Source organism: Lihuaxuella thermophila (assembly GCF_900110165.1).
GTDB lineage: Bacteria > Bacillota > Bacilli > Thermoactinomycetales > Thermoactinomycetaceae > Lihuaxuella > Lihuaxuella thermophila.
In genome coordinates this window covers 54476-71246 of the sequence record NZ_FOCQ01000008.1, presented here as the reverse complement: position 1 = coordinate 71246, position 16771 = coordinate 54476, and the positions used below count along the sequence as shown (strand labels likewise).

The window sequence follows — 16771 nt, the reverse complement described above, 5'->3', positions numbered from 1 at the left end:
CAGTGCTACACCTCCGATCCATACACTTTAAGCTTTCTCCAGCGGTCCGATCAATAAGCGACCGTTTTCAATTTTGGTTTTGTACTTGTCTAACGGTTTAGCTGGCGGAGTTCCCGGAACGTTGCGACCATCTTTGTAATAACGACCAAAGTGGCAAGGACAGAAAAACTCGTCCTTAAATTGCGGGTTGCTGTTCCAGTTTACGGTACAACCCAAATGTTTGCACACAGGTGAAAGGGCCACAACTTTTCCGTTCTGTTTAAACACCCATGCCGTCTGTTCTTCCCCTTGAGGTGGTTGATACCATCCGTCCTTGCGGTGAATGGTAAATTTAACCGCCTTGGGGGAATCCGTGATTTCCGCTTCGGTCATCGTTGTTTCAACGTATTCGCTGCCTGCTCCTTTTTTGAGCACTGGATCGATGGCAAACCGAACCATCGGAAAAAGCATCCCCGAAGCCAGAAAACCCGCTGTCCCACCAAATGTGTAAGTCAAAAATTGGCGGCGGGAAAGTTTTTTAGACACGACTCGTCCGACCTCCTTCTATACGGCTTAACCGTCCACTCGGACCGGAACCTTTTCGCTTGCTAGGACAAACACTTTTACTAGGACATATACATGATACTGAAAGCGTTCCGCAAAAGTCAAGAAAACAACTGTGACTATAAGCCGACAATATTAATATTTCATATAACAATTAAGATTAATTTTGCCACATATCAATTATTCTCTGGTAAATAATCCCTGCTTCCTGTTCAATCTGTTCATCGGTTAATATCGTTGCGGTTTGAACTCCGTGCGAAATGATTTGCATCGGTGGAGCGGAAGTTTCCGCCCTGACTTTTTCACACAATGCATGCACTTCCCCGTCTGTCACCAGGACCAGATGATAAAACCCCGATCCGGCCAGATCTTGTACAATTTCCGTCACGTAAGCAAAAAACGCCTCTTCTTGACCAACATATGTAATGGAGGGAAGCAAAAGCAATCTGCCCGTCAATTGTTTTTCCACCAGAGAAGCGACTCGTTCCACCACCTGCCCACGCTGGATTTCTATTTGCTTGTCTTTGATCCTGAGCGGATATATCGGCAAGCAGAGAGTATCCACATAGGGGGCGTATTGGCTCCATTGATCCATGTCCATGGTATTCAGGCGCATCTGTTTCCCCTCTTTTCATAAGAAATGCCCGGCAACTGCCGAGCACGATATGAGCAATTATATCTTATTTATTTTCTGGACTCCAGTATTTTTATCCATTGTTCGCTGAGCTGTAAAAATGTTTGTTCATCTCGTACAGCCAAAGCATCATCGATCTGTTTATATAGCTGCCGCTGTCTAAATTCTTCCAATGCCCGATCTAGAAGGATCTCCGCGAACAGACTGAGCAAATGGTCCTGAACCAAGTCATGTCTTTCCATGGGGTTGACCTCCAATACCGAGGCATATTCGGGACACGTCGCCCGGTCATTAAAATACAGCCCGATATACAGATCTTCATGAGGATATGAACGAATATCGTAAAAGGCGGTTTCAACATCGGCACCTACACGTTTATTTTTGATAAATCGAAATGCTGTCATATTGCTGCACTTGGTCGAAATTATCATCGATTTAGGCAAACGGCGGACATTGTCGACAAAGTGAACCTTTTCCAGAAGCTGATCATTTGAGGACAGGTAACTGAGCAGCCAGGCAGCTTCTTTTTTCCGCAACTCATACCGATTTAAAAACCATCCGATGAATTCTTTTTTTTCGGAGACAGAAACACTGCTCTTCATCTTCCCTTCCCCCCTACCCCGCCTTTGATTGAATATTATGTCTATTTTGCTTCAGTATACGCAGAAACGATTGTTTCACCATCAACTGCCATCACGTTTCTGCGTAATTCCATATTCGACTTAAAACTTGTTTTTCCTTCTTAACCCGTAGGCTTTATAAACCCGTCTTCGATCACTTGTTCACGAAAAACAGAGATTCCTTGAAGCCATCTGAGTCCTGAATGGGTGAGAGTAAGGTAATGCTGTCCGTCCTGGGTTCCCAGACTGACCACGCCCAGATGCAGCATCATCTGAATGATCTTTTTAAATAACGACTGCTCCGTCTCATAGTAGAAAGGGGAGAGCCAAGCTTGTACCGCTTGATAGACGCGCTCCACGGAAATCCAGCCGAGGGAACCGAGGAGCCCGATCCAACGGACCACAATGGGTAAATGAACGATCGGCTTACGGTAAAGGCGAACCCAAAAACGGTACATTTCCCTGTTTTCTTGCAGATCTTTGTTATTTATTTTCCCTAAACCAGTTTCTGTTAAACGTAAAGTTCCCTCTTCTTCTTCGACGAAATAACCTTTATAAAAAGCATAATCATAGATCAGTGAGAATCGGTCAGGATACAGATGATAACGACGGCCAAACCCAAACCGGGGCCCTTTGTGCTGAATCGGCTCTTCAGGAATGATAAAGGTTTTAAACAGCTGCTTTTGCTGTTGTTTATAGATGGAGCCTTCGGTGGTCAACCGAACGATATCTTTGCGGATAAAATCAAGGAAGTGATGGAGATCGGCGGCCATTTGGTGTTCTTCATTGCGGTAGAAAGAAGGAGGTTCTTTCAGTATGTATGCAGGGTCGCGATAGGGTTCCACAAACAGCTGTGTCATTTGCTCTTTCGTATCGACCGGAATATGGTACAAATTTTGAGTACGGTGAGAGTAACCAGGAAAGAGCCATCCTCTTTTCATTGCTTCCACAATGAACAAGCGCGGCTCCCCTTCTTCTCCGTCTAAAGCGGCTCTTCCTTTTGCAAGCAGCTCTTCCATGGTGTAGGCCAGACTGTGATCCAAAACAATCAATTGCATAAAACGCTGCTGTGCGGGAGTGAGTTCCTCCATCCTGGTTTTCAGCTCGGACTTCTTTCCCATGTACCTGAGCAATGAACAGATCAGATCGTGTTTGGAATGGTGATCGCAGTCCCCTCCATAAAAGCGGTTCAGTCGTTTTAACTGTTCAATGTCCGCATAAGTAAGCCAATCAGCCATTCTCACTGTCTATTCTTCCTCCCTATCCTGACTTATTACCCATTTTGGTCTTTTTTGGAGGAAGATAGACCCCGATGAAAAATTTTTGCCGAGAGCATCCCGCTTTACGAATTTTTTCTTTTGACCAGAACCTTATCATTCATCTGCTGTTCATCTTTCACCCGAATCCCTCTGCCCAAGAGGAATAAAGCGAAACAGGCCGTTAAAAAATAAATGCCATAGAGTGAAGATGGTGATAAAAACAACTGGACCAGATCTTTGATGAGACCTACCCATGTTTCATAAAGTTCCCCCGCCCATAAGACCACCGGGAAGTGAACGGTCAAAAAGACAGCGGCCGCTTCACGTTTGGACAACTGATAAACATGTTTGGCCGAAGACCCGAGCCCCAAATAGATAAAGCAGGTGATGATCCCCACCATGATCACCGTCCACTCCTGCAACATGGCAGCAAGATCATCGGCCGGAAACCAGATGGAGATAAAAAACGGAAAGACCCAGATTTTCAACACGATAATGGCTGATAAAACAAACAGCATTTCCATGCCCAATCTCCACCATCTCAAATCCACAGACAACCCTCCTCAACAGAGATGTATGACCCTGGCCATAAAAAAAGAACCGCTCCTAAGAGCGGTTTGCACAGGACGTACAATATTGGATAGGAGTGGAGAGAAACCATACTGTAGTTTCATTATACGGGAGCCCATAGACAAGGTCAACAAGCTTTTCCTAATTTTCTGATTTGGGCGGATTATAACTGCTGGATCAAACTGGAGAATTCCGGAAAAGAGACTTTAATCGCCTCGGTTCCTTCGACGTAAACCCCGGAATCTGAAGCCAAGCCGGCGATGGCCATGGCCATGCCAATCCGGTGGTCACCATGGCTGTGGCACGTACCACCGCTCAGCGGAGTGGGTCCGAAAATGATCAACCCGTCCTCCGTCTCTTCCACCTGTGCCCCTAACTTTCTCAGTTCCCGGGCGGTTGTGGCAATGCGGTTCGTCTCTTTCACTTTCAGTTCAGCCGCATCTCGAATCACTGTTTCTCCTTTTGCCTGGGTTGCGACCACCGCCAGGACGGGAATTTCATCGATCAACCTCGGGATCAGTTCGCCTCCGATTTCAATCCCCTTCAATTCACCCGCGGAGATGGTGATCCTTCCTACCGGTTCATGGCACCATACATCTGTCTGTTCAACTTCGAGTTCGGCTCCCATCATTCGAAACGCATCGAGAATGCCCGTACGCGTGGGATTAATGCCCACATCTTCAATGGTGATCCGGCTCCCGGGAACCATCAGAGCAGCTGCCAGCAAAAAGGCGGCAGAAGAAATATCTCCCGGTACCCGAACCCGGGTTCCAACCAGAGACTGACCACCGTGAACCGACACACGGTTAGGCTCTCGTTCCACCATGGCGCCAAAGGCCGTAAGCATGCGTTCCGTGTGATCCCGGGACAGAGTAGGCTCCTGGATGGTGGTGACGCCATCTGCCTGCAGACCTGCCAACAGCAAACAGGATTTGACTTGGGCACTGGCCACCGGACTCTCGTATGAAATCCCTTCCAGGCTGGTTCCACGCACCGCCAGAGGCGTGAATCTTCCATCCTCCCGCCCGTCAATGTGTGCTCCCATCTTCCGGAGCGGCTCGACGACCCGACCCATCGGCCTCCTGGCGATCGATTCATCCCCGACCACTGTGCTGAAAAATGATGAACCCGCCAAAATTCCCAGCATCAAGCGGATGGTCGTTCCGGAATTTCCCACATCCAACGGGAGTTTCGGTTCCTGGAGCCCTTGGATGCCGCGACCGGTTACCCGTACGAATGTTTCCGAAGTTCTTTCAATGCTCACACCCATTTTCCTGAAACAATCAATGGTGCTCAAACAGTCGGCACCCGGCAAAAAACCTTCCACTTCCGTTACTCCGTGAGCGATCGAACCCAGCATGACGGATCGATGAGAAATGGATTTGTCGCCGGGAACCCGCAACGTCAAATCAAACGGTTTGGGGCGTGAAGTCCTGATGGCGCTCATGTTCCTCTCTCCCCTCTTCTTCATCCGCAAACACGGTGTACCCTGCTTTTCGCAAGCAAACGACCGCATTCCTGAAATCTTTAACCTGTTTAAAAGCCAGGCGTAACACTCCCTGGGAATCCTCGCGATTCTCCATAACTCCGATATTGCTTAAGTTGATATTTTCATTCCCCAATAACGTGGCAACTTTACCGATCACGCCCGGCTTGTCCGGAACATCGATATAACATTCGTACATCCGGCTGAGAATGCCCTTTTTCTTATCCGGCAACTGTCTCCGCAACTTTCTCGACCGATCAAACAAAAACTCAATCCGTTCTGCATCCCGCTCTGCGACCGCTTTGCGAAAGTCTGACATCTGCGCGATCCAGTCGTCCAGCAGGCGGATCAATTGCGTGCGGTTTGAAAGCAGGATGTCTCTCCACATAATGGGATGACTCGCTCCAATACGGGTCAAATCGCGAAACCCCCCGGCCGCCAGGCGGTGAAACCATTCGTTGGATTCGTTGTAATCCCCCACCTGGTTGACCAGCCCTGCAGCAATGATGTGCGGCAAATGGCTGATCGCCCCTACGATGCGGTCATGATGAACCGGGTCCATAATGACCAGCTCCGCCCGGGTAGCCAGATACAACAACCGGCTGAGGCGTTGAACATCCGAGACGGGGATGTCAGGCTCAGGAGTCAGGACGTAATAAGCGTTCTCAAAAAGGAGCGATCGGGCCGCTTTAATGCCCGACCGATGTGATCCAGCCATCGGATGTCCCCCGATAAAGGTGATGCCCCGCTCCTTTAACTTTCGTGCCCGCTCCACGATTTCCGACTTGGTGCTTCCCACATCGGTGACAATACATCCGCGACGAAGCGGCAATTGACATAAGCTGTCAATGGTTTGCTTAATTTTTTCCACCGGTAAAGCGATAATGATGATGTCCGCATCCTTTACCGCCTGCTCCAGGTCGGTCTTCCCTTCGTCGATCGCTCCGATCGCTTCCGCAAAATGAAGGTCCTCCCCGGATCTGTCATAACCGATGACTTCCGCACCGGTCCTCTCTTTCAAATCAAGGGCAAGCGAACCCCCGATCAGTCCTACTCCAAGTATGGCTACGCGCTCAGGCATTGGTTGGCATCTTTCCTTTCGCTTTCAAAAATGATTCATAAACCTCCAAAAAACGGCTGTTTTGCTCTTCCGTTCCCACCGTTACGCGGATATACGTGGGATAACCGAGCGCCTGGCCGGAACGCACAATCACTCCCCGCTTCAGAAGATATTCAAAAGCCTCATCGGCGGGATAGCCGGTATCAAATAAGATAAAATTCCCGTGAGCCGGGAAATAGTGCAAACCCCATTCATCCAGTTTATCGGTGATCTTCTTGATGCCCAGACGGTTTTGATTGCGGCAATACGTGACAAACGCCTGGTCATCCAGGGCTGCCAGCGCCGCTCTTTGAGCCAGCCGGTTGACGTTAAACGGTTCGCGGACCCGGTTGAGTTCCGTGATCACATCCGGATGCCCCACTCCGTATCCAATGCGGAATGCCGCCAGACCGTAAATTTTGGAGAAGGTCCGAAGCACAATGATGCGAGGATTGTAATCCAACAAGGATAAGGTGTCCGGGTAAGAGGGATCTGTTACGTATTCGTAGTAGGCCTCGTCTACAACCACCAGTACATGATCGGGAAGCTGATCCAGAAAATCGCTTAATGCATCATGGCTCACGATCGTTCCCGTCGGGTTGTTCGGGTTGCAGATCCAGACAATTTTCGTTTTCTCCGTTACCGCACGGGCCATCGCCTCCAGATCATGTATTCCGTCTCTTAACGGCACCTTCACCGGGATGGCTCCTTCCATACGGGTCAACGTTTCATAACGCGGAAAAGTAATCTCAGCCATCACAGATTCCGTTCCCGGCTCCAAATATGTCCGGGCAATCATCTGCACGATTTCATCGGATCCATTTCCGAAGATCAACCGGCGCGGGTCCGCTTCGAGATGCTCCGCCAGTTTTTCACGCAGTTCCGGGGCACTCCCCTCCGGGTAGAGATAAAAATTATCTTTTTCTTCAGCCAATGCGGGCCAAACCTGTTTGGAACACCCAAACGGGTTTTCGTTGGAGGCTAATTTGATTACATCTTCCAATCCAAATTCGCGTTTTACCTCTTCCAGCGGCTTACCCGGCTGATAGACGGGCAAGCCCCTGACCGATGCTTTCGGCTTCATTCACCCAACCCCTCCACATCTTTTCCCTCTATCTTACTTCGTTTTTAACGCTGTGACAAATGCTCTGATCTGCTCCAAAGCTTCGGTTCGCTGAACGGGATCAGACAAAGCGCCGGAAAGTTCTTCGATTTTACGCACCAAGGCACTTCCCACCACAACGGCATCTGCTTGTTTTTGAAACCGTTCCACATGTTCACGTTTGGAGATCCCGAATCCCACGGCAGTGGGCACCGGACTCAACTCGCGCACCGTCTGCAAAAAGGTGTCGACCGTCCCGGCAAATTGCTGCCGCATCCCCGTTGTCCCCAAGGAGGAGACACAGTAGACAAATCCTTGAGCCTCCTCGACAATTTGTCGGATTCGCTGTCTGGACGTCGGAGCTACAAGCGGAATCACTGAGAGTCCCGCTTTTTGACCCCATTCTCGCAACTCCCCGCTTTCCTCATACGGAAGATCAGGGACGATCAGGCCGTCAAAACCGCAACCCACCGCGTCTTCCACCACCCGGGAGAGCCCGTATTGAAAGACGGGGTTGGCATAGGTAAAAAGGATGAGAGGCACTTGACACCCTTCTTGCCTTACCTGCCTACCCAGTGTCAAAACATCTTGCAAAGTGACATTTTGCCGCAAAGCGCGTTCGGAAGCTGCTTGGATCACCGGACCGTCAGCGATCGGGTCCGAAAAGGGGACTCCCAACTCAATCGCTGCGACCCCTTCTTCGTTCAGAAGATGGATCAGTTCCCGGGTGGCCTCCAAACTGGGATCCCCGGACATGATAAACGGGATCAAGTATTGTTGTTCAGACTGAAGAACTGTTTGCAGTCGGGTCATGACCGGTCTCCCTCCATCCTGCTGCGAATCGTCTCCACATCTTTGTCTCCCCGGCCGGAGAGGCACACGATCAATATATCAGCGGCGGAACGGGTTTTGGCGATTTGGATCGCTTCGGCAATGGCATGTGCCGATTCCAGCGCAGGCAAAATCCCTTCTGTCCGGCACAGCACCTGCACCGCTTCGAGAGCTTGAGCATCCGTGACCGCTGTATAACGCACCCGGCCGGTCTCTTTGAGATAAGCGTGTTCCGGCCCTACCCCCGGGTAATCGAGACCGGCCGAAACCGAATGGGCCGGCAATACTTGTCCGTGTTCATCCTGCAGCAGATAGCTGTAGGTTCCGTGCAGCACCCCGGGACGCCCCATACTTAAAGAAGCCGCGTGTTCCTTCGTATCCAGCCCTTTTCCTGCCGCTTCCACCCCGTGCAGGCGCACGTGTTCATCCTCTATAAATGCTGCAAACATTCCGATCGCGTTGCTGCCTCCTCCGATACAGGCCACCACATCGTCCGGCAATCTGCCTTCCTGCATCAAGATTTGGGAGCGAGCCTCGTCGCTGATCACCCGTTGAAAATACTTGACCATGGAGGGATAAGGATGGGGCCCTACCGCCGAACCGATCAAATAGAAGGTATCTTCCACATGTGCCACCCACTCGCGCAGTGCTTCATTGGTCGCATCCTTCAGCGTACGTGTGCCGGAAGTGACCGGAATCACTTTTGCTCCCAACAGCTCCATGCGGAAAACGTTCAATTGTTGGCGTCTGACATCTTCCTCGCCCATGAACACCCGGCATTCCATTCCCAATAAAGCAGCCACCGTCGCCGTCGCCACACCGTGTTGTCCTGCACCGGTCTCAGCAATCAGTTTCTTTTTGCCCATCCGTTTAGCCAAGAGCGCTTGCCCCAGGGCGTTATTAATCTTATGTGCACCGGTATGATTGAGATCTTCCCGTTTCAGATAAATCTTTGCTCCCCCGGCATACTCGGTCAGCCGTTCGGCAAAGGTAAGCGGAGTGGGCCGTCCGGAGTATTCTTCCAAAAGATGACGAAAATCCTGAACAAAAGAAGGATCCTGAATCGCCGCACGGAAGCCTTCCTCCAACTCCAACAGCGCGTTCATGGTTGTTTCGGGAACATATCTTCCGCCAAACCGGCCAAAATACCCCTGGACAGCTTCCTTTTCAGACTGAATGTGCGGTTTGACCACTTCTGACCACCCTCTCCACAAACCGTTTCATCTTTTGGCGATCTTTTTCTCCATCGCTTTCAATTCCGCTGGACACATCCACTCCATCGGGAGCGTAAGCCCGGATGAGAGCTTCGACGTTCTGTTCATTGAGACCGCCCGCCACCCAGAGCGGGATCTGAACCGAACGGCATTCTTTTCGAAATAAAGAAATCTGTTCCCAATCAAATGTGGTTCCTGTTCCTCCCCGGATCTGACCTGCACCGGAGTCAAGCAGGGCCACGTCCACCCAGGGTGAATATTCCTTTATAGAACAAGGACTCTCCATCTGCTCATCCACGTGAAATGTTTTGATCACACGCACAGAAAATCGCTCTTTGATCGACCGGCAAAACGAGGCCGTTTCTTCCCCATGCAGTTGGATGGCCTGAAGAGGAGCCAGTGACAGCCATTTATCAATTTCTTCGAGCGAAGGGTTGATCAAAACGCCAACGGTCAACACACCGGGCGGAACCCGGTCCACCAGCACAGCAATTTGTTCAGGGCGGACCGATCTTTTCCGGCCCGGAACCAGGATAAAGCCGATCGCATCAACCGGAATGCCCTCCACTTTTTCCACATCTTCAGGTGTCCGGAATCCGCACAATTTGATGTTGGTCCTTTTCATCCGGCTTCCCTCTCCACCAACTGCCGAACTGCCCGTTCGGGATCGGACTCTCTCATTAAATATTCACCGACAAGAATGCCGTCCACTCCCGCTTTCGCCATCCGGACCGCATCCTGAACAGAATGAACCCCGCTTTCACCGATGACCGGAACATCCGACGGGAGAAGCGGACGCAGCCGTTCTGTCGTTGCCAGATCCGTGACAAAGGTGTGCAGATTCCGGTTGTTAATACCGATGACATCAGCCTCACAAGTCAGGGCCCGCCCGATCTCCGATTCCTCATGAATCTCCACGAGCACCTCCATGCCCAGGCGGTGAGCCGTCCGGCTCAGCAGTTGGAGGTTCTCTTGATCCAGAATCGCCGCGATCAGCAATATCGCATCGGCTCCGAGCAGCTTGCTCTCCAGAACCTGAACCGGCTCCAGGATAAAATCTTTCCGCAATACAGGAATCCGGACAGCCTGTTTCACTTTGACGAGCGATTCAGGCTTTCCTTTAAAATAAGAAACATCCGTCAATACGGAAATTGCACTGGCTCCTCCCCGTTCATAGGCCAAAGCGGTGACCGTCGGATCTACCGTTTCTTTGATTATTCCTTTTGACGGGGAGGCGGGTTTGATTTCTGCGATCAATGAGAGGGATTGTGTTTCCCTCAGCGCATGAGCGAGCGAACGGCCGCGCGGCAGCTGCAGTGCCTTGCTCCAATCTTCATCCGTGTAGTGCGGGAGCAATTTTTCTATTTCCTGTTGTTTCGTCTCCACAATTTCTTTAAGAAACATACCGCACCTCCCGGGAGAAATGGACAACCTCCGCCAGCTTTTCTTTGGCTTTGCCCGAATCGACCGCCTGTGCCGCTAAGTGTACCCCTTCCCGGATGCTGGACGCCCGGCCGGCAAGGTAGATGGCAGCTCCTGCGTTGACAAGCACCACATCGCGCGGCGCACCTGGCTGCCCATTCAAGATCCCCCGAATCAAACGGGCGTTAAACCCGGCATCTCCCCCAGCAATCGCTTCGATCGGAGCGGTGTTGACGCCCAATTGCTCCGGTGTGACTTCGTAAGTCTTTACTTCTCCCTCTATGACCTCGCTCATCCGGGTCGGAGCTGTCACCGTGATCTCGTCCAATCCGTCCAGCCCCGCAACCACTAACGCTCTTTCAATTCCCAGCTCGAGCAATACACGGGCCACATTTTCCGTGAGCGACGGGTCGTAAACGCCCAACAACTGAATTTTTACACCGGCCGGATTGGCGAGCGGGCCAAGCAAGTTGAAACAAGTTCTGAAGCCCAGTTCCGTCCGGGTAGGCATCACATGCTTCATCGCCTGATGAAAAAGAGGGGCAAACAGAAAACAAAGGCCGGTCTGAAACAGCAAATGCTGCGCTTCTTTTGCATTGAGGCGGATATCCATGCCCAGCGCCTCCAGCACATCAGCGCTGCCGCTCTTGCTGGATACGGCCCGGTTTCCGTGTTTGGCGATGGGAACCCCGGCCGCTGCTGCCACAAAAGCTGCCGCCGTGGAAATGTTAAATGTTTTCCCGCCGTCACCGCCTGTTCCGCAGGTATCCACCACCTGAGGAAGATCGTGATACACCTGGGTGGCATGGGAACGCAAACCCTGGGCAAAGCCGATCAACTCTTCCACGGTTTCCCCCTTCATACGCAGTGATGTCAATAAGCTGGCTGTTTGGGAAGGAGTCACCTTTCCCTCCATCATCTCAGTCATCACCGCCTGTGCTTCCCGACGGGACAGGTTTCTCCCCGATACCACTTTTCTCAGTACTTCCTGAATCATAAACACCCCTCCCGGTGCTATTCTCTTTCTGTCACCAGCGACATCTGCGCGGCCAATTGAAGTGCCCGAATCATCCCTTTGGCCTTATTGACCGATTCCTGGTATTCTTTTTCCGGCACCGAATCGGCCACGACTCCCCCGCCGGCCTGCACATAGGCACAACCGTTGCGGAAATAAACCGTTCTGATGGCGATACACGTATCCACCTTCCCGGTAAAACTGAAGTAGCCAATCGCACCCGCATATATTCCGCGCGGTTCCGGTTCCAATTCCGCAATGATTTCCATCGCCCGGATTTTCGGGGCACCGGAGACCGTTCCCGCCGGAAAGCAAGCCCGAAAAGCGTCCAGTCCATGATAGCCTGCGGCCAGTTCCCCGCTCACATTGGAGACGAGATGCATGACATGTGAATACTTTTCTACTTTCATCTGCTGGGTTACCTGAACCGTTCCATAACGGGCAACTCTGCCCACATCATTGCGGCCCAGATCGACCAGCATAATGTGTTCGGCCAATTCCTTTTCATCTTGGTATAGATCCCGGATCAACTCATCATCTTCGCGGGCATTTTTCCCTCTGGGCCTTGAACCTGCGATCGGCCGGGTATCGATCTGTTTTCCATCCACCCGGACCAGCAGTTCCGGAGAAGATCCGACGATGGTTTCCTCTCCCATGTGCAGATAATACATGTAAGGAGACGGGTTGAGAACGCGCAAGATGCGGTATACATTCATCGGAGGCGGCGCATGTTCGCAGGTCCAGCGCTGGGATGGGACGACCTGAAAAACGTCGCCCGCGCGGATATATTCTTTGGCCCGCTCCACGCGTTCCATGTACTCCTTTTTAGACAAATTGGAATGTACTTGATCAAACTCCACTTCCTGATCCGCTAACGGGGGCAGAGGCGGAAGCGAAATAAATGTGTCCTTGAGATCTTTCTCCCAGTCCTCCAGATCCGACACCGTCTGAGCATACAGCTCTTCCACCTGCTGCTCATCGGCGGGGTCGGGAACGGAAAAATGAGAGACTAAAATAATCTTCTGTTTCAAATGGTCAAAAATGAGCAAGCGATCATAAAACATCAAGTGAATCTCATAAGCCCCCGTACCTTCGCCCGCCCGCGTGACCGGGCAATTGGGCTCAAAATAACGGACTGCCTCATAAGAGACGTACCCCACCGCGCCACCCAGAAACGGCGGATAAGATTCATAAACAGGAGAGCGGAAGGTGAGCAAACATTTTTGCAACAAACCGGCGGGATCAGTGGCGGTGATCGTCTTGCTCCCTTGCCGGTTCACAACGGTATACTTACCGTCTTTGCCCGTGATCACCTGAAAGGGATTGGAACCCATAAAGGAGTAGCGTGACCACTTTTCTCCTCCTTCCACACTTTCCAGCAAAAAGGAATAGGGAGAATCAGCAAGGCGATGATACAAACTCACGGGCGTCTCCGTATCGACCAGAACAGATTTGCAAACGGGAATCATGGAGAACGAGCGCGCCAATCTCTGCACTTCATCCAAACCGGGGTAAATCATCATTTCCCTCCTCTTCACAAGCACTCGCCTGAAAGATTGAGAGAAAGGATAGAGAGGATTTTAAGGGAGGGTGTGAAACGTAAAAAGCCAAAGCAAGGCTGCTTTGGCTGAACATGCGTAATTTTCCAAACCTCCGCTCAGCTCGCCTCTGCTATATCCGATCTCTTCTCTTCTCAACTGCATATGTTTGAATCAAGAATCCAACAGACCATCCAAAATTTCTCTACTCAACTATCACTCAACTCTTACCTTACCCAAGACTTTAACCTACATGTGACTCGCTGTCAATAGGCGAATGGCGACGCACCAGGTCAGGACGCAAAGAAATGGCCTCACGAAGAAAGACATGGTTCACTTCGCCGGCTGAAAGATCGGTATTGACCAGGATCAACAAGCGGATACAGCGAGGTAACCCTCCCGGTACGGCAATTTCCGTGGAACCGAGTAACGGCACGAGCTCCCAACCCGGAATCGTCCGGATCGCTTTGGCTGGAAAGGCCGCATCCAAATCGGGGGTGACCGTCAAGAAGATGCTGCAAACATCATCAGGGTTCAGCTGATTCTCTTTCACTATCGTCAACATCAGCTCCGTGGTCGCCGATAAAATTTCGTTCGCCTCATTGGCGCGAGCTGTGGTCGCACCGCGAATGCCTCTGACGCTCATTCCTTTCCTCCTCTTATCTCTCTCAATACTTCGCGTATTTGAGTTTCCTCCACTCCTCTGACAATCTCCACTTCGCCAATCCGTGCGGAAAGCACAAAAGTGTATACACCCTGACGAGCTTTTTTATCTCTCTTCATGGCTTGCAGAATTTGATTCTCCGGCCAATGCTCTTGATAGCGGACAGGCAACTGAAAGGCCTGCAGCAATGCTTCGGTACGCTCGACTAATTCTCCGGGGCTTCCCAGCACTCTGGTGCTTAATCGCGCAGCCCCTGCCATTCCAATGGCCACCGCTTCCCCATGCGCATAAGACCGGTATTCGGAAACGGCTTCCAACGCATGGCCGATCGTGTGACCATAATTTAAAATGGCGCGAATTCCTTCCTCTTTTTCATCTTGTGACACGACAGCGGCTTTTACCTGACAACCGCGGTAGATGGCTTCTTCCACTTTTTCGGGCTCTAAAGCAAGCAAAGCTTCCGTATGTTTCTCCAACCACTCGACAAACGATCGGTCCCAGATCAATCCATGTTTGATCACTTCGGCATATCCGGATCGCACCTCCCGTCGGGGGAGGGTGGATAATACATTCACATCAAAAACTACCATCAAGGGTTGATGAAAGGCGCCGATGTAGTTTTTGCCGAGGGGGTGGTTAACGCCTACCTTGCCGCCGACACTGCTGTCATGAGCCAACAAAGTGGTGGGCAATTGGATGAACGGAATCCCCCGCATGTACGTGGCAGCGACGAAGCCAGCCAAATCTCCGACGACTCCGCCTCCCAAAGCGAGGATCACACTCTGCCGGTCCAGTCCGAATTCCAGGCACGCACCGATCAGTTGCTCCACCTGCGTTAAGTTTTTGCTCTCTTCCCCGGCGGGAACGACACTTATGCCTGTCTGATAGCCGGCATCATTGAGGATTTTTTTCACTTTTTCCGCAAAATGCGCGCTTACGTGTGAATCGGTGATGAGCATTAATTTCCGCTCTGTTCCCACCCCCGCAGCTGATAAAAATGAAGGAAGCTGCGCATAAATCCCTGAACCAATGTAAATCGGATAGGAGCTGCTTTCCGTAGAAACCGTTAAAGTTTTCATCTTAAAACTCCAACACTCTTTCTCGATATCTGGCTACATTATCAATCAATTCATCGACGGTATCGGAAGGGAATTTTTCCAGCAGAGCTTGAGCGATCTCCCAAGCGACAACGTTTTCCATCACCACGCATGCCGCCGGCACCGCACAGCTGTCCGAGCGCTCGATGCTGGCTTCAAAAGGCTCCTTACTGTCTATATCTACGCTTTTCAGCGGTTTATATAACGTTGGGATCGGCTTCATCACACCCCTGACCACGATCGGCTCGCCTGTGGTCATTCCGCCCTCAAATCCGCCCAGGCGGTTGGTTGCCCGGTAAAAACCGCGCTCTTTTGACCACATGATTTCATCGTGAACCTCGGAGCCTTTCCGCTGGGCAGCCTCAAAGCCAATGCCGAACTCAACCCCTTTAAAAGCATTGATGCTCACCACTGCCTGAGCGATCCGGGCATCCAGTTTCCGGTCCCACTGGACATGGCTCCCCAAACCGATCGGAACCCCTTCCACAATCACCTCAACTATTCCGCCCAGTGAATCCCCTTCTTTTTTGGCCTGGTCAATGAGATTCATCATCTTTTGCTCCGCTTGCGCATCCAGGCAGCGAACCGGGGACTCTTCCGTGCGGCGCCTGATCTCGGACAAAGGGAGATCCAACACCCGTTCGGCTTCCACCTCTCCGATGCGGAGCACGTGTCCGGCGATCTCGATGCCGCACATCTCCAGTATTTGTCTGGCTACGGCTCCTGCTGCCACCCGTGCTGCCGTTTCCCTGGCACTGGAGCGTTCCAGTACATCGCGCATATCCCTGTGATTATATTTAATCGCACCGTTTAAATCGGCATGACCCGGACGCGGACGGGAGATTCTCCGTTTTTCGGCGTCTTCCGGATTGGGATCCGGGTTCATGATCTTTTTCCAGTGAGTCCAGTCTTTATTTTCAATCACAAGCGCTACAGGGGCACCTGTCGTTTTCCCGAAGCGAACACCGGATAAGATCTGCACCTGGTCTTTTTCAATCTGCATGCGACGGCCACGTCCATAACCTTTCTGCCTGCGTGCCAATTGCTCATCTATTTTGTCTTTTGAAAAAGGCAGCTGGCTCGGCAATCCTTCGATAATCACCGTCAACTGCGGCCCGTGCGATTCTCCTGCTGTCAAATATCTCATCTCTGGCACGTCCTCTCCTGACTCAAAATCGCTCAACTCTTTTATGCTGTTGAGTATCACAGTATGAAACTGGATGAAAATTTGTTAGTTATAATAACACACAACACACTTTTGTGGGAGGGTTAAATGTAAAAAGTTTTTGTTTGTGATACAAACTTGTTTGAACTTATTATTAGATTGTTTTCTATACAAGCGAAACAATCAACGGGCCAACCCGATCAAACCAGGTTGGCCCGTTTCTGATCCTCTAATCCAGACTTCTTTGCACCGCATGGTCCCAGCTGGGAAAATAATAGAGAGCCCCCTGCATCAAATCGGGATTCACTTGCTTGACCCTTTTTTTGTTCTGAGGCTCTCCGCTGGCTACCATTCGTTTAATTTGATCCATCACTTCTTCCATACTCATCGAAATATCCATATTTCCGTTCCTCCACTTAAAAAGCAGGCTTACCTGCATCGTTTCCAATTAACAGGGGAGATAAACCCGCGAGCGGAAACGGCATTCATCGACCCCGATTCCGCATCAATAA

General features: G+C 51.1%; 18 protein-coding genes. All 18 read right to left on the bottom strand.

The features are described 5' to 3' along the window. Positions 1–27: 27 nt before the first annotated feature. On the bottom strand, positions 28–525 hold the full coding sequence (locus BMW55_RS10410; RefSeq protein WP_139179483.1) for a Rieske (2Fe-2S) protein: 498 nt from the start codon (positions 523–525) through the stop codon (positions 28–30). 178 nt (positions 526–703) lie between these two features. Next, on the bottom strand, positions 704–1159 hold the full coding sequence (locus tag BMW55_RS10405) for a DUF2487 family protein (protein ID WP_089968505.1): 456 nt from the start codon (positions 1157–1159) through the stop codon (positions 704–706). Between the two features lie 68 nt (positions 1160–1227). Beyond that, on the bottom strand, positions 1228–1779 hold the full coding sequence (locus BMW55_RS10400; RefSeq protein ID WP_089968501.1) for a ReoY family proteolytic degradation factor: 552 nt from the start codon (positions 1777–1779) through the stop codon (positions 1228–1230). A gap of 140 nt (positions 1780–1919) precedes the next feature. Further along, a complete protein-coding gene (locus tag BMW55_RS10395; protein WP_139179482.1) occupies positions 1920–3041 on the bottom strand; it encodes a hypothetical protein in 1122 nt (373 codons plus the stop codon). A 98-nt stretch (positions 3042–3139) separates the two neighbouring features. Beyond that, positions 3140–3607 carry a hypothetical protein gene (locus BMW55_RS10390; RefSeq protein ID WP_089968493.1) on the bottom strand — a complete coding sequence of 156 codons (468 nt, stop codon included), beginning with the start codon at positions 3605–3607 and terminating at the stop codon, positions 3140–3142. A gap of 182 nt (positions 3608–3789) precedes the next feature. Continuing rightward, positions 3790–5073: a 3-phosphoshikimate 1-carboxyvinyltransferase gene (gene aroA / locus BMW55_RS10385; protein WP_089968490.1), complete on the bottom strand. Its 1284-nt coding sequence runs from the start codon at positions 5071–5073 to the stop codon at positions 3790–3792. Further along, positions 5036–6193, bottom strand: a complete 1158-nt coding sequence (locus BMW55_RS10380) for a prephenate dehydrogenase (RefSeq protein WP_089968487.1) — start codon at positions 6191–6193, stop codon at positions 5036–5038. The genes aroA and BMW55_RS10380 overlap by 38 nt, the downstream gene beginning before the upstream one ends. Next, positions 6186–7295 (bottom strand): histidinol-phosphate transaminase, encoded by a 1110-nt coding sequence (gene hisC, locus BMW55_RS10375; RefSeq protein ID WP_089968484.1) that lies wholly within the window; start codon positions 7293–7295, stop codon positions 6186–6188. Before hisC ends, BMW55_RS10380 begins: the two co-directional genes overlap by 8 nt. Before the next feature lie 33 nt (positions 7296–7328). Then, a complete protein-coding gene (trpA, locus tag BMW55_RS10370) occupies positions 7329–8126 on the bottom strand; it encodes a tryptophan synthase subunit alpha (protein ID WP_089968480.1) in 798 nt (265 codons plus the stop codon). After that, entirely contained in the window at positions 8123–9337 is a 1215-nt protein-coding gene (gene trpB / locus BMW55_RS10365) for a tryptophan synthase subunit beta (RefSeq protein ID WP_244527533.1), read from the bottom strand. Before trpB ends, trpA begins: the two co-directional genes overlap by 4 nt. Next, on the bottom strand, positions 9312–9983 hold the full coding sequence (locus tag BMW55_RS10360) for a phosphoribosylanthranilate isomerase (protein ID WP_089968476.1): 672 nt from the start codon (positions 9981–9983) through the stop codon (positions 9312–9314). The genes trpB and BMW55_RS10360 overlap by 26 nt, the downstream gene beginning before the upstream one ends. Continuing rightward, the gene (gene trpC / locus BMW55_RS10355; RefSeq protein WP_089968473.1) at positions 9980–10762 is read right to left on the bottom strand and encodes an indole-3-glycerol phosphate synthase TrpC; all 783 of its coding nucleotides are present in this window, start codon (positions 10760–10762) and stop codon (positions 9980–9982) included. Before trpC ends, BMW55_RS10360 begins: the two co-directional genes overlap by 4 nt. After that, positions 10752–11777, bottom strand: coding sequence for an anthranilate phosphoribosyltransferase (gene trpD / locus BMW55_RS10350; RefSeq protein ID WP_089968469.1), 1026 nt, complete (start codon positions 11775–11777; stop codon positions 10752–10754). The genes trpC and trpD overlap by 11 nt, the downstream gene beginning before the upstream one ends. 17 nt (positions 11778–11794) lie before the next feature. After that, the gene (trpE, locus tag BMW55_RS10345; RefSeq protein ID WP_089968466.1) at positions 11795–13315 is read right to left on the bottom strand and encodes an anthranilate synthase component I; all 1521 of its coding nucleotides are present in this window, start codon (positions 13313–13315) and stop codon (positions 11795–11797) included. A 262-nt stretch (positions 13316–13577) separates the two neighbouring features. Then, complete coding sequence (aroH, locus tag BMW55_RS10340) at positions 13578–13979, bottom strand: chorismate mutase (RefSeq protein ID WP_089968463.1); 402 nt, start codon at positions 13977–13979, stop codon at positions 13578–13580. Then, a complete protein-coding gene (gene aroB / locus BMW55_RS10335; protein WP_089968459.1) occupies positions 13976–15076 on the bottom strand; it encodes a 3-dehydroquinate synthase in 1101 nt (366 codons plus the stop codon). Before aroB ends, aroH begins: the two co-directional genes overlap by 4 nt. A 1-nt stretch (position 15077) precedes the next feature. Next, entirely contained in the window at positions 15078–16241 is a 1164-nt protein-coding gene (aroC, locus tag BMW55_RS10330) for a chorismate synthase (protein ID WP_089968456.1), read from the bottom strand. A gap of 247 nt (positions 16242–16488) precedes the next feature. Next, positions 16489–16659, bottom strand: a complete 171-nt coding sequence (locus BMW55_RS19395; protein ID WP_170839867.1) for a hypothetical protein — start codon at positions 16657–16659, stop codon at positions 16489–16491. Positions 16660–16771 lie beyond the last annotated feature (112 nt).